At 66.4% G+C, this 12,190-nt stretch carries 11 protein-coding genes; 6 read left to right on the plus strand and 5 right to left on the minus strand.

The window, feature by feature from the left end:
- Nucleotides 1–299 precede the first annotated feature (299 nt).
- Complete coding sequence (locus tag OOB33_RS16750) at nt 300–1,196, plus strand: DUF2971 domain-containing protein (protein WP_271009505.1); 897 nt, start codon at nt 300–302, stop codon at nt 1,194–1,196.
- A gap of 110 nt (nt 1,197–1,306) precedes the next feature.
- Nucleotides 1,307–1,480 carry a hypothetical protein gene (locus OOB33_RS16755; protein ID WP_271009506.1) on the plus strand — a complete coding sequence of 58 codons (174 nt, stop codon included), beginning with the start codon at nt 1,307–1,309 and terminating at the stop codon, nt 1,478–1,480.
- A 119-nt stretch (nt 1,481–1,599) separates the two neighbouring features.
- On the opposite strand, the gene OOB33_RS16760 is transcribed toward OOB33_RS16755, so the two are convergent.
- From OOB33_RS16760 to OOB33_RS16775, 4 genes are all read right to left on the minus strand, one after another.
- Nucleotides 1,600–3,216, minus strand: coding sequence for a DHA2 family efflux MFS transporter permease subunit (locus tag OOB33_RS16760; protein ID WP_271009507.1), 1,617 nt, complete (start codon nt 3,214–3,216; stop codon nt 1,600–1,602).
- 16 nt (nt 3,217–3,232) lie between these two features.
- Nucleotides 3,233–4,495: an efflux RND transporter periplasmic adaptor subunit gene (locus tag OOB33_RS16765; RefSeq protein ID WP_271009508.1), complete on the minus strand. Its 1,263-nt coding sequence runs from the start codon at nt 4,493–4,495 to the stop codon at nt 3,233–3,235.
- A gap of 71 nt (nt 4,496–4,566) precedes the next feature.
- Nucleotides 4,567–5,988: an efflux transporter outer membrane subunit gene (locus OOB33_RS16770; RefSeq protein ID WP_271009509.1), complete on the minus strand. Its 1,422-nt coding sequence runs from the start codon at nt 5,986–5,988 to the stop codon at nt 4,567–4,569.
- Between the two features lie 87 nt (nt 5,989–6,075).
- A complete protein-coding gene (locus OOB33_RS16775) occupies nt 6,076–6,660 on the minus strand; it encodes a MarR family winged helix-turn-helix transcriptional regulator (protein ID WP_271009510.1) in 585 nt (194 codons plus the stop codon).
- A 223-nt stretch (nt 6,661–6,883) separates the two neighbouring features.
- Here OOB33_RS16775 and OOB33_RS16780 point away from each other — a divergent pair, with 223 nt between their 5' ends.
- The 4 genes from OOB33_RS16780 (at nt 6,884) to OOB33_RS16795 (ending at nt 11,680) form a co-directional block, all read left to right on the plus strand.
- The gene (locus OOB33_RS16780) at nt 6,884–8,746 is read left to right on the plus strand and encodes an ABC transporter transmembrane domain-containing protein (protein WP_271009511.1); all 1,863 of its coding nucleotides are present in this window, start codon (nt 6,884–6,886) and stop codon (nt 8,744–8,746) included.
- A 37-nt stretch (nt 8,747–8,783) separates the two neighbouring features.
- Nucleotides 8,784–9,695 (plus strand): LysR family transcriptional regulator, encoded by a 912-nt coding sequence (locus OOB33_RS16785; RefSeq protein WP_271009512.1) that lies wholly within the window; start codon nt 8,784–8,786, stop codon nt 9,693–9,695.
- A 145-nt stretch (nt 9,696–9,840) separates the two neighbouring features.
- Complete coding sequence (locus OOB33_RS16790; RefSeq protein ID WP_102766739.1) at nt 9,841–10,503, plus strand: DUF3313 family protein; 663 nt, start codon at nt 9,841–9,843, stop codon at nt 10,501–10,503.
- The gene (locus OOB33_RS16795; RefSeq protein ID WP_271009513.1) at nt 10,487–11,680 is read left to right on the plus strand and encodes an Acg family FMN-binding oxidoreductase; all 1,194 of its coding nucleotides are present in this window, start codon (nt 10,487–10,489) and stop codon (nt 11,678–11,680) included. Before OOB33_RS16790 ends, OOB33_RS16795 begins: the two co-directional genes overlap by 17 nt.
- 20 nt (nt 11,681–11,700) lie before the next feature.
- Here OOB33_RS16795 and OOB33_RS16800 read toward each other — a convergent pair whose 3' ends face one another.
- Nucleotides 11,701–12,150, minus strand: a complete 450-nt coding sequence (locus tag OOB33_RS16800; RefSeq protein WP_271009514.1) for a hypothetical protein — start codon at nt 12,148–12,150, stop codon at nt 11,701–11,703.
- Between the last annotated feature and the right edge of the window lie 40 nt (nt 12,151–12,190).

Raw genomic sequence — 12,190 nt, forward strand, 5'->3', positions numbered from 1 at the left:
CCGCCCCTCCCCTAAAGGGTCCACGCGTTTCAGCTTTGGGACGCCAAAGCCGGCACGATTTGATGGCAATATGCGGCTCGGCAAGTCTGTGTCGAGCGCCATCTGTGCCCGGCTGGCATTTGTAACAAGCGCGGCTTTTGTCGCCTTGATTAACGCGGAGAGGAGAGCATGTGTTTGAACGAAAAACATTTCGCGAAAAGTACTTGCCTGAACTTTCGCGTGGCCGCTTGTCACGGCACACGCCGTGATGTGGGGTGTGTGCCGTCGACTTACAACACTTTAGGCATCGCGTACTCCCTATGCCGCGCTCACCTCTTCGAAGACACGAACGCAGCACGTTCTTCAAGTACTGCACCGCGACAACCGCAAAGGCAGTTCTTGCAGGCGGAAGACTTCGCTGGAGTTCCCCTCTGATCTTCAACGATCCATTCGATGTGCCGCTTGAACTGGCTTATTCATTCAGCCCCCAAGAAATCATTCTTGCGGCCCTGGCTAAGTGCGTCGCACTAGTCGAGGAGCCACCATCGAACACTGAGCGCCTCACTCCAAAACTTCGCGCAATCGTAGAGGCCATCAAAGGTGGCCTACCCGACTCGGAAAGGCGACGGATCATCGAGCTCTTCAAGTCAGAGGCAGGTACCGCAAAGCCAGTGGGAGTTGGTCTACGTCAACTGGGCGAACTTTGGAAGCAACTTCTCCCTGAGCTAAGGATTCTTTGCCTGTGCGAGAGCCCTAGCCATGTGGCCATGTGGCACCACTACGCAGACCAGTACCGCGGGGTAGTTCTTGAACTTGCTTGCGACGATAGACTAGACAGCGCCTGGCTTGGAGCAGTGCCAGTCACCTACCGCGATTCTGGCAACCCACTCGCAGAAGTAGACACGTGGGCCAATCTCCTCGTGCTCGAAACGAGCGAGGCAGTTACCGACCTGACTCATCTTTCCGCTTACTTCAAATCATCCGACTGGAGCTACGAGCGAGAGTGGAGACTTCTCTCGTACAAGCGGGAACAGGAGGCAGGCTACTTCTCAGACTATCGATTTGATCCCGAGGAACTACTGGGCGTATACCTCGGCCCACGAATGGACTCCGGAACAGCGTCTGAAATCTCGCTTCTCACGGAGCACTACCCGAGAGCAAAGGTCTTTCGTACAAACATTGGGTTGGGCCCTCGGTTAACGTTCAGCGATGCCTAGCCGCTCGCTCAACCGGACCCGCAACGGCATGCCGCCTATGTGCCTCATTTCATTCTGGCCCTTCGGTGTCCTGCCGTCGCTGGCCGGTTGGCTCAAACGCTAAGCGGTACATGGATGCAATCGCTGCAGCGGCGGAATTGGCGGGTCTAGCGATCTATCGGTTATTGCCGAACTCGCTGCGGCGATACGTGGAGTACGACTCCATGCTATGTCATGTCATTGTGCTCACGCTTGGAGTTGTCGCGCTGGTGGGATTCGGCATGTTGCTTGCAGCATCGCTTTGACCAGATGGCTTGTCGGTACATAGCCAATTCCTCCCTGAGGCAAGAGATGGAGCGCCTGTGCTCATGCAATTTGGACTGCTGAGCTAGCAGCAGCTTTGGCGCCTTCGTCGCGAGTGACCTCAATGCGCCCCTCCCGCATCCACCACCGCCGCACCCGCCGCTAACTTCGGCGGCCGACGGGTCAGCCAGATGCCGGCGATCAGCAGCAGGAAGATGGCGGCAGACGCGATGAAGATGTCGTCTGCCGCGCGAGTGAAAGCCTGCTGGTCGATCAGACGGTTGATCTGGAAGGCCGCTTGCTGGGGCGTCAGGCCCGCCGTCTGCAGCCCAGCCATAGCTTCGGTGGCGACCGGGTCGCCTTGCGCCAAGCGTTCCACCAAGTGCTGGTGGTGCAGTGTGGCGCGGCTTTCCCAGAGCGTGGTCGAGATGGAGGTGCCCATGGCCCCGGCGGTGATGCGCACGAAGTTGGACAGGCCGGCGGCGGCGGGCAGGCGGTCGGGCGTAAGGCCGCTCAGGGTCAGCGTGGTCAGCGGGATGAAGAAGCAGGCCAGGGCTGCACCTTGCAGAATCGTCGGCACCATGATGGTGGCGAAATCGGTCTGCGTGGTGAAGTTGGAGCGCATCCACAGCACCAGGGCGAACATCAGGAAGGCAAAGGTGCCGATCTTGCGCGGGTCCACCCGGGCCACGTTCTTGCCCACCACGGGCGAGAGCAGGATGGCCAGCAGGCCCACCGGTGCCAGCGCCATGCCGGCGTCCGTCGCGGTGTAGCCCATCCACTGCTGCAGCCACAGCGGCAGCAGCACCACATTGCCGAAGAACAGGCCGTAGCCGATCGACAGCGTGGCCGTGCCGAAGATGAAGTTGCGGCGGGCAAAGAGGCGCAGGTCCACCACCGGGTGCTTGTCGGTCAGCTCCCAGGCGACGAAGAAGGCAAAGCCCACGGCCGCGGCGACGGCCAGGATCTGGATCTCGCCGCTGGCGAACCAGTCCAGCTCCTTGCCCTTGTCCAGCATGATCTGCAGCGCGCCGACCCAGATCACCAGCAGGGCCAGGCCCACGCCGTCGATGGGCAGCTTCTTGATCGGCGTCTCACGCTTGCGGTAGAGCTGCCAGGTCAGCACGGCCGAGAACAGACCCACCGGCACGTTGATGTAAAAGATCCAGGGCCAGGAGACGTTGTCGGTGATCCAGCCGCCCAGCAGCGGCCCGACCACGGGCGCCACCAGGGTGGTCATGCCCCAGAGCGCCAGAGCGGTGCCCGCCTTGGCGGCCGGAAAGCTGCTCAGCAGCAGGGTCTGCGAGAGCGGGATCATGGGCCCGGCGACCAGGCCTTGCAGCACGCGGCAGGCGATCAGCATCTCGAGCGAGTGCGCGAAGCCGCACAGCCAGGAGGCCAGCACGAAGAGCAGCACGCTGGCGGTGAACAGGCGCACCGCGCCGAAGCGCTGGGTCAGCCAGCCGGTCAGGGGCACAGAGATCGCATTGGCCACACCAAAGCTGGTGATGACCCAGGTGCCTTGCACCGGGCTCACGCCCAGATCGCCCGAGATCGCTGGCAGCGAGACATTGGCGATGGACGAGTCCAGCACGTTCATGAAGGTGGCCAGGGACAGGGCCAGGGTGCCCAGCACCAGGGCCGAGCCCTGCAGCGGCGGCGGTGGCGCCGGCGGCACCAACGAAGCCTGCGGGGCCCGGGGGTCGGACGCGGGGGCGGAGGCGGAAAGGCTGCTCATGCGAGGGTCTCGCCGCTCAGGCCTTGGCGGCCGGCGTGACTGGCTTCAGGGCTTCGGCAGCCTTGCCGGCCACCTTGCTGCCGAGGTTGGCCTTGATGATGCGGGCCACCTCGGCTTCGGCCGCCTGGTCCTGACGCTCGAACACCGAAGTCTGGGCCAGCGGCGTCTGGCGGGTTTGCGCTTCGGCCAGGCTCTTGCCGCTCTGGTCTTGCACGTCGACACTGACATTCATGGACAAGCCCACACGCAGGGGATGCTCGGCCACCTGCTTGGCATCGAGCGCGATGCGCACCGGCACGCGCTGCACCACCTTGATCCAGTTGCCGGTGGCGTTTTGCGCCGGCAGCAGCGCAAACGCTGCACCGGTGCCCGCGCCGAGGCCGGCGATCTGCCCCTTGAACTCGACCTTCTTGCCGTAGACATCGGCCACCAGGGTGGCGGGCTGGCCAATGTGCAGGCGGGCCAGCTGGCCTTCCTTGAAATTGGCATCGACCCAGACCTGCTGCAGGCCCACCACCGACATCAGCGGCGCACCGGCGGCCACACGTTGGCCTAACTGCACGCTGCGGCGGGCGATCCATCCGTCCACCGGCGCCGGCACTTCCACGCGCTGCAAGGCCAGGAAGGCCTCACGCACGCGGGCGGCGGCGCGCTGGACATTGGGATGCTGCTCGACGCTGACGCCTTCGGTCAGCACCTGGTTGGCGTTCAGCTGCTCCTGGGCGGTCAACAAGGCCGACTGCGCGGTCTGCAGCGCGCGCTTGGCGCTGGCGACCTGGGCGGTGGCGTGCTCGTACTCTTCGCGGCCGATGGCGCCGGTGGCCAGCAGCGGCGCGCGGCGCGCCACATCGGCTTGCAGCGTGGCCAGTTGCACCTCGGCGCGGCGCACCTCGCTGTCGCGGGCGCGGATCTGCGCTTGCAGGGTGCTGTTGTTGGCATACAGGCCGCGCACCTCGCGCACGGTCTGCGCCAGCTGGCTTTGCGCCTGCTCCAGGGCCACGCGGGCGTCGGCAGCGTCCAGGCTGACCAGGGGCTGGCCGGCGCGCACGAAATCGGTGTCGTCGGCGTGGATGGCGCGCACAGTGCCGGCCACCAGCGGGGTGATCTGCACCACGTTGGCGTTGACGTAGGCGTTGTCGGTTTGCTCGTAGCGGCGGCCGACCATGGTTTCAAAAACGCTGTAGCCGATGCCGCCGGCCAGAACGGCCAGGGTCAGCACGGTCAGCGCCTTCTTGCGCTTGGGGTTGGTTTCGGGCTTGGAGGCTTGGATGTCGGACATGATCTTGGGTCTCTTCGGTGTGCGTGGTGGCGGGCGCCGGGCCGCTCGGGCGGCGCCGCGTGAATTGGGTATTAGGGCTTGGCCTCGGTCCAACCGCCACCCAGGCTGCGCAGCAGTTGGAGCTGGGCATCGAGGGTCTGGGCTTGCAGGTCCAGGGCCTGGCGCTGCTGTTGCAGCAGGGATTGGCTGGCGTTCAGGACGGCCAAGCGGTTGCCCAGGCCGGCGCTGTGGCGCTGGCGGGCCAGCTCCAGGGCGGCTTGCACATGGGCTTGCGCAGCGGCCTGCTCGGTTTTCTGCTCCTGCAAGGAACGCAGGCTGCGCAGCTGGTCGCTGGCATCACGCACAGCCTCCAGCAGCGCGCCGTTGTAGGCCGCGACCGCCGCGTCGGCCTCGGCCGCCGAACCACGCAGCTGGGCGCGCAGGCGGCCGCTGTCGAACAGGGGCAGGCGCAAGGAAGGCGCCACACCGTACTGCAGGCTGCCGGACTTGAGCAGATTGTCAAAACCGATGGCGTTGAAGCCGACAAAGGCGCCCAGCGAGATATTGGGATAGAACTGGGCGCGGGCGCTGCTGACCTGGGCCGTGGCCGCCTCCACACGCCAGCGCGCGGCCACCACATCGGGGCGGCGGCCCAGCAGGTCCAGGCCCAAAGCGCCCTCGCCGGCCAGCGGCAGCGCGGCCGGCAGCGCGGGCTTCAAATCCTTCAGCGCGGCCATGGGCTGGGCGCTCAGCGCGGCCAGCTGGTGGCGCAGCAAATCGGCCTGCTCATCGAGCTGCAAGGCCTGGCGGCGCAGTTCAGGCAGAGGCAGCTCGGCGGCGCGCAGGTCCTGGGCCGTGTCCAGCCCGGCCTGGCTGCGCTGGCGCACCAGGGCCAGGGCTTGCTCGCGCTCGGCGCTCTGGCGCGCCAGCAGCTCGCGCTGGGCCAGCACGCGGGCCAGCTGCACATAGCTGCGCGCCAGCTGGCTGCTCAGCATCAGCTGGGCGGCGGCGGCATCGGCGCGGGCGGCCTGGGCGCTGCCCAGGGCGGCGTTCAGCTCGGCCTGGTGGCGGCCAAAGAAATCCCACTCATAGCTGGCCGAGGCCTGCAGGGTGGCGGTGTTGCGAATGGTGCCGGCCAGCGGCGGCGGGTAGATGCTGTGCTCGGGGAAGCGCTGGCGGGCGGCGTCCAGGCCCAGGCCGACGGCGGCGCGTTCGCTGCTCTCGGCGTTCTCGATGCTGGCCTGGGCGCGCTGGATGCGGGCGCGTGCCTGGGCCAGGCTGGGCGCTTCGCTCAGGGCACGCTGCATCAGGTCATTGAGCTCGGGCGCGTTCAGCTCGGTCCACCAGTTACTCGGCGCCATATGGGCGGGGGCGTCCGCGTTGACCTGGAGACCGATTTGTAAGCCATCGAGGCGCTGGGCAGTTGGAGTCAGCGTGGGCTGCACGGCGCAGGCCGCCAAAAGGGTCGGCAAGCTCAGCGCCAGGGTCAAGCGTTTGAAGGGGTGTGCAAGCATGGTCATGAATTCGAGAGAAAGGGGATGCCGCGTACCCGGCAAGGTGGCCCTTCAACGGCGCGGCCGCTGCAGCCTGGGCGGCGGCGATCAGTCGATGTCCGGGGTGCTTTGCGCCCGGCGCAGCGCTTCGCCGTTGTCAATCATTCGGCGCAACATGCTGAGCAGCAGCTGCCATTCGGCGTGGCTGAAGCCCTTGAGGTGGGCATTGAAGACATCGGACAGCAAGGCCGGAAGCTGGTCGGAGGCTGCAAAGCCGGCGTCGGTCAAGGAGACCTGGACCACGCGGCGGTCTTCGGCCAAGCGTTCTCGCAGCACCAGGCCTTTGGCTTCCAGGCGGTCCAGCAAGCGCGAAAGCGCACCCGCGTCGGCATCGAGTTCGCGGCACAGGGCCGTGGTCGTGCAGTGGTTGCTGCCAAAGCGCAGCACCATCAATACGCCCCACTGCGCATGGGTCAGGCCATGATCGCCGAGCTGGCGGCCTGCCTGATGGACGATGGACTGCTTGAGCTTGCGCAAGAGCCAGCCCAAGCTGTCTTCGCGGCGGTAGCTGGCCGACTGATAAAAGCGCGGATGACCAGCGGGGTCGAGACCCGCTTCCGCGCTGGCACCCACATCTGGGCCCGGGTGCTGGCCGGGCTCAGGGGCGGCCGAAGGAGTTTTGATTTTGGGCATCGGTGGCAATTTATTTGCCTAGGCAATCATTGTCAAGTCAAATAAAGGAAAAGCTCACCGAAGCCAGGGCTTGTGGATGGGGCAGGCCACCCCATCTCAACTGCTGCGATCCCCACCCCCAGGCCCCTCGCTCGGAGCCCGAAGCGCCGGCGTGCTCAGCACGCATCCTCTTGCGTTTCGTGCACCTCGCGCCCCCTCCTCTGTCCTGTCTACACTGCGCTGCATGTCATCCTCTGCCACCTCGCCTGCCGCCACGCCTGCCACCCTGCCTTCCAGCTCCCGCGCCACTCTGGCTGCGGCCGATGGCACCAAAGCAGCCGCTCGCCCCGGGGCGCATCCGCGTTCCTTGAGCGGCCTCTGGCCTTTTCTGCGGCCCTATCGCCTGCGCATCGGTGCGGCCCTGCTGTTCTTGCTGCTCGCGGCCCTGGCCACCCTGGCCTTTCCCATGGCCTTGCGCCAGCTGGTGGATCAGGGCCTGGGCGGAGCCAGCAACCATGGCGAGCGCCTGATGGCCATGCGCGAGCATTTCCTGGCACTCTTCATGGTGGGCGCTTCGCTGGGTGTGTTCTCGGCCGGGCGCTTCTACATGGTGACCTGGCTGGGTGAGCGGGTGACGGCCGATCTGCGCAACGCGGTCTACCGCCATGTGCTGCAGCAAAGCCCCGAGTTCTTTGAAACCACGCAGAGCGGCGAGGTGCTCAGCCGCATCACCACCGACACGACGGTGGTGCAGACGGTGGTGGGCTCCAGCCTCAGCATGGGCCTGCGCAACACCGTCATGGGCATCGGCGCGCTGATCATGCTGGTGGCGACCAACCCGCTGGTCATGGGCCAGGTGCTGGGCATTCTGGTGCTGGTGGTCTTGCCGGCCCTGTACTTCGGCCGGCGCGTGCGCAAGCTCAGCCGCGCCTCGCAAGACCGGGTGGCCGACACCAGCGCCATCGCGGCCGAGGTGCTCAATGCCGTGCCGGTGGTTCAGAGCTACACCCAGGAGAAGGCCGAGGCCGCCCGCTTTGCTGCCGCCAGCGAGAGCGCCTTCGACACCGCCCGCAAGCGCACCAAGGTGCGCTCGGGCCTGGTGGCCTTCATCATCACCGCCACCTTTGCCGCCCTGCTCTGGGGCCTGTACCAGGGCACGCAAGCCGTGCTGGCAGGCAAGATCACGGCCGGCCATCTGGGCCAGACGGTCGTCTATGTGATCCTGCTGGTCAGCAGCGTGGCGGTGCTGGCCGAGGTCTTTGGAGATGTGCAGCGCGCGGCCGGCGCGACCGAGCGCCTGATGGAGCTGCTGGCCAGCGAATCACCCGTGGCCGAAGCCCGCGATCCCCTGCCCTTGCCCTCGGTCCAGGGCGGCACGGCCCTGAGCCTGCAAGCCCTGCAGTTCCACTACCCCTCGCGCCCCGCACAGGCAGCCCTGGCGGACTTCGATCTGGAAATTGCCCCGGGCGAAACCGTGGCCCTGGTCGGCCCCAGCGGCGCCGGCAAGAGCACGGTGTTCCAGCTGCTGCTGCGGTTTTATGAGGCGCAAAGCGGCCGCATCCTGCTCAACGGCGTGCCCACCGATCGCCTGCGCCTGGCCGATCTGCGCTCGGCCATCGGCCTGGTGCCGCAGGACAGCGTGATCTTCTCGACCAGCGCGATGGAAAACATCCGTTACGGCCGGCCCGAGGCCAGCGATGCCGAGGTGATGGCCGCCGCCAAGGCGGCCTTTGCCGACGATTTCATCCGCGCCCTGCCCGAGGGCTATGCCACCTTCCTGGGTGAGCGCGGTGTGCGCCTGTCCGGCGGGCAGCGGCAGCGCATCAGCATCGCCCGCGCCATGCTCAAGAACCCGCCCCTGCTGCTGCTGGACGAGGCCACCAGCGCACTCGACGCCGAAAGCGAGCGCATGGTGCAAGCCGCCTTGGAAGTGGCCATGCAGGACCGCACCACCCTGGTCATTGCGCACCGCCTGGCCACGGTGCAGCGCGCCGACCGCATCATCGTCATGGAGCACGGCCGCATCGTCGAGCAAGGCGCGCATGCGGAACTGAGCGCGCGCGGCGGGCTCTATGCGCGCCTGGCGGCGCTGCAGTTCGATCTCTGACAGGGCTTCAGCGGACCCCAATCCTCGCCGCATCGACATGGCCACACATCCTGAGCTTGAGACCTTTGACTGGGCGCTGATCAAGAGCTTTCTGGCGGTGCTGGATGCCGGCAGCCTGCTGGGCGCCGCGCGCCGCACCGGCGTCTTGCAGCCCACGCTGAGCCGACATATCGCCGAGCTGGAGGCGCAGCTGAACGAACCGCTGTTCGAGCGCACCGGCCGCGGTGTCACCCCCACCCGCAGTGCCTTGGCCATCGCGGCCGCCGCGCGGCAGATGCAGCAAGGCGCTGACGCCCTGGCTCGCTCGCTGGCCGGGCAGCGCAATCAGACGGCGGGGACGGTGCGCATCAGCTGCAGCGTGACGGCGGCCAGCTACCTGCTGCCCTCGGTCTTGACCGAGTTGCGAGCCCAGGAGCCCGACATCCAGATCGAGCTGATTGCCAGCAACGAGCTCAGCAATTTGCTGCGCCGTGAGGCAGACATTGCCGTTCGCATGGTGCGGCCCGAACAAACCTCCCTGATCGCGCGCAAGCTGGGCGTGATCGAGATCGGCGCCTTTGCCCACGAGCGGTATTTGCAGCGCGCGGGCACTCCACGCGAGCCCGCCGATTTGCTGCAACACAGCCTGATCGGCTATGCCAGCGACCCACAGATCGAGCGCGGCCTGGCCGCTCTCGGCCTGCCACTGAGCCGCGAGGACTTCGCCATCCGAACCGATGACCAGGTGGCCTATCGCATGTTGCTGGAGGCCGGCGCCGGCATCGGCTTTGTGGCCAGCTACACCACGCGCCAGAGACCCGAGATCCGGCGAGTGCTGCCGCAGGTGAGCGTGCCCACCCTGCCCTGCTGGCTGGCGGTGCATCGCGAGATCCGCTCGAACAAGCTGGTGCGGCGGGTCTACGACTTTCTGGCCGAAGCCTTGCCGCCGGCCTTTGGCGAGACCGCTTGATTTCCCATCGCGAACGCGTCAGGCGGGCCATGCAGATTGGCATAGCTGGCTTGCGCGCGCCGATCTAGGCAGGCCGCAGAGGGCTTGCGACAGTGCCCCCAGTCGCTTCAGTCCGAAGCGGCATGGACACTGGAGATCCAACACGATGGTGAAGTACATCAAGACGCGCACAGCCCTGCGGCACGGCGCCCTGGCATGGGGCATGACACTGAGCCTGGGCCTGGTCCTATCGGGCTGCGCCAGCATCGGCGCGCCGGAACAAACGCAAAGCCTGAGCCCGCGGATTGAGCTGCAAACACAGGCCGATGGCACCAAGTCTTGGCGCAGTGCCCAACCTCAACGCTATCGCGCGGTGCGCATCGACCCGGCGACGATCGCATTCGGCGACAGCGTGGACTTGAGTGAGGAGCAACGAGGCGAGTTGCGCGAGGCCTTGATGGCGGCACTCAGCCAACGATTCACTGCGGCCGGCTGGCAGCTGCACAGCATGGGCGAAGCGCGCGAGACCTTGTCGATCAAGGCATCCATCACCGAGGTGCAGCTGGCCAATACCGCCGCAAATTTCCTGACCACCTTGCTCTTGATCGGCCCGCTCTCGCATGGTGGCGTGACCGTGGAACTGCAGGCCCTGGACAGCGTCAGCCAGGAACCTGTGGCGGCGTTGGCCATCACGGGACGGGCAGGCATGGAGGACATCGGCTCGGCCTACACGGCCACCGGCCATGCCAGGCTGCAAGCCGATGGCGTGGCCCAGCGCTTTGTTCAACTCCTGGCCCAGGCGGTGCCACCCCATGTCGCCGCGCGCTGACGGCCGGCAGCCCGCGCGGCGGGCTTTCATCCGCCTGCTGGGCGGAGGCGTGGTGGGGGCAGCCTTGCCCCTGAGCGGCTGCACGCAGGAGGTTCCGCCGCCTGCGCTCAGCGCATGGCAAGAACCTGTCCAAAACATCGCTGGGGATGTGAGGCACTGGCTGCTGGCGCATGCGCTGCTGGCACCGAACCCGCACAACCGCCAGCCCTGGCTGGCCGATCTGCGTGAATCCGGGCAGATCCTGCTGATCTGTGATGGTGAGCGCCTGCTGCCCGAGACGGACCCCTGGGGCCGGCAGATTCTGATCGGTTGCGGCGCCTTCATCGAACTGGCCGTGATCGCCGCGGCCGAGCGAGGTATTCGGCTGCAGGTGGAGGCCTTCCCAAACGGTGAGCCCACACCCTTTACCTTGCCGGGTGGCCAGGTCATTGCGCGCCTGCGCCTGAGGACAGAACCCGGGCTTGCGCGCGACCCCTTGTTCGCACAGATTCGGCGCCGCCACACCCACAAAGGCTTGTACGACAGCAGCCGCAGCGTCAGCGCCGAGCAATGGCAAACCTTGCGCGATGCAGCGGTGGAGGCTGGGGCGGGCCTGAGGGTGGGCGCCGTGACGGACGGCAAGACCATGGATGCCTTGCGACGCATCACGCGTGAGGCCTTCGAGACCGAGATGTTGACCCCGCGCACCTATCTGGAATCCGCCCGCTTGATGCGCATCGGCCCGGCCGAAGTGGAGCAGCACCGGGACGGCATCGCCTTGATGGGCGGCATGGTGCGGCTCAGCGCCGCGCTGGGCCTGTTCAATCGCTTCGAAGTGCCCCGGGCTGACAGCAGCAGCATGGCGCAGATCCGCAAGCGCTGGGCCGCTTTTGAGACCGCCAGCGGCTATCTCTGGATCGTCAGCGAAGACAACTCACGCGCCGCCCAGCTGCGCTGCGGTCGAGCCTATGTACGCAGCCATCTGCGCGCCTGCGCGGCCGGCCTGGACATGCATCCGCTGTCTCAGGCCTTGCAGGAGTACGCCGAAGTCCGCCCGCAGTTGCGCGCCCTGCGCCAGCTTCTGGCCTGCAGCGAAGACAGCCCCGAGACCGTGCAAATGCTGGCCCGCGTGGGCTACGGGCTCGAGGCCGCCTCACCGGCACCGCGGCGCGAGCTGAGGCAGATGTTTCTGTCCTGACCGTCGCCGCTGGCCGGCACTCAAGGCTGGGCACTGGCGCCCGAGGCTGCGGGTGCGGGCGATGCAGCAGCGGGACTGGTGTGCACCACCACGCCCGGTGACAAGGAAATGTCCGAAGCCACCGTCACCTTGGTCACGTAATGGCGGGTTTCGCCAAAGCAGCTGGTGGGCAGGCCGACCTTCTCCTCGTAGTGGAGACTCACGCGCTTGCCCATCACCTCGGTCAGGGCGGCGGCGGTCTCGTCATTGGCGACCGTGAACTGGAACTTTTCGACGGTGGAGCTGCCCGGGATGGACACCAAAGCCAGCTCGCCCTCCCAGGTCTTGCAGATCCAGCCCTTCTTGGACAGCTTCTGAATCCAACCCGCCCGCTCGCCGCTGGAGTAGCTCCAATTCAAGGCAGCGTAAAAATAGGCCACAGCCAGAAGCACCAGAACCAGCAAAGCGATGAGCAGACGTTTGATCAACATAGGACCGTAGATTTCAATGGGAGGGGATGAGATGGGATGG

This window comes from Paucibacter sp. B51 (genome assembly GCF_027863535.1).
GTDB lineage: Bacteria > Pseudomonadota > Gammaproteobacteria > Burkholderiales > Burkholderiaceae_C > Paucibacter_A > Paucibacter_A aquatilis.

What these genes read in the sequence shown, in the direction of transcription:
- OOB33_RS16775 (WP_271009510.1), bottom strand. Translation starts at nt 6,660, where the DNA reads ATGCCCAAAATCAAAACTCCTTCGGCCGCCCCTGAGCCCGGCCAGCAC.
- OOB33_RS16790 (WP_102766739.1), top strand. Translation starts at nt 9,841, where the DNA reads ATGGTGAAGTACATCAAGACGCGCACAGCCCTGCGGCACGGCGCCCTG.
- OOB33_RS16770 (WP_271009509.1), bottom strand. Translation starts at nt 5,988, where the DNA reads ATGCTTGCACACCCCTTCAAACGCTTGACCCTGGCGCTGAGCTTGCCG.
- OOB33_RS16780 (WP_271009511.1), top strand. Translation starts at nt 6,884, where the DNA reads ATGTCATCCTCTGCCACCTCGCCTGCCGCCACGCCTGCCACCCTGCCT.
- OOB33_RS16760 (WP_271009507.1), bottom strand. Translation starts at nt 3,216, where the DNA reads ATGAGCAGCCTTTCCGCCTCCGCCCCCGCGTCCGACCCCCGGGCCCCG.
- OOB33_RS16785 (WP_271009512.1), top strand. Translation starts at nt 8,784, where the DNA reads ATGGCCACACATCCTGAGCTTGAGACCTTTGACTGGGCGCTGATCAAG.
- OOB33_RS16765 (WP_271009508.1), bottom strand. Translation starts at nt 4,495, where the DNA reads ATGTCCGACATCCAAGCCTCCAAGCCCGAAACCAACCCCAAGCGCAAG.
- OOB33_RS16800 (WP_271009514.1), bottom strand. Translation starts at nt 12,150, where the DNA reads ATGTTGATCAAACGTCTGCTCATCGCTTTGCTGGTTCTGGTGCTTCTG.
- OOB33_RS16750 (WP_271009505.1), top strand. Translation starts at nt 300, where the DNA reads ATGCCGCGCTCACCTCTTCGAAGACACGAACGCAGCACGTTCTTCAAG.
- OOB33_RS16755 (WP_271009506.1), top strand. Translation starts at nt 1,307, where the DNA reads ATGGATGCAATCGCTGCAGCGGCGGAATTGGCGGGTCTAGCGATCTAT.
- OOB33_RS16795 (WP_271009513.1), top strand. Translation starts at nt 10,487, where the DNA reads ATGTCGCCGCGCGCTGACGGCCGGCAGCCCGCGCGGCGGGCTTTCATC.